The 243-nt window shown below is 56.0% G+C and carries 1 protein-coding gene; it reads left to right on the forward strand.

Features of this window, described 5'->3' with window-relative positions:
- A partial coding sequence (locus L8G48_RS13430; RefSeq protein ID WP_248265097.1) for a hypothetical protein occupies positions 1–243 on the forward strand: 243 nt, incomplete at both ends.

The raw sequence follows: 243 nt of genomic DNA on the forward strand, positions 1-243 counted from the left end.
ACGGCACCTGGAGCGTGGATGTTGCCGGCAGCGATTTAGCTGCAGATACTGAATTTGATGTGGTGGTTAACTCCAGCGACGAGGCCGGTAATACGGTTAACAGTACCGCGGCCTCGACGCACACCGTCGATACCAGCGCACCCGGTGATGGCACCGACGGCAACAACAGCATCGCGTTCGGTGATGAGCTGATTAATAGTGATGAACAAAGTGACATCGGCTTCACCGGTCAGGTGGAAGACG

The sequence above is a fragment of the Idiomarina aminovorans genome (genome assembly GCF_023155095.1).
Taxonomy (GTDB): Bacteria; Pseudomonadota; Gammaproteobacteria; order Enterobacterales; family Alteromonadaceae; genus Idiomarina; species Idiomarina aminovorans.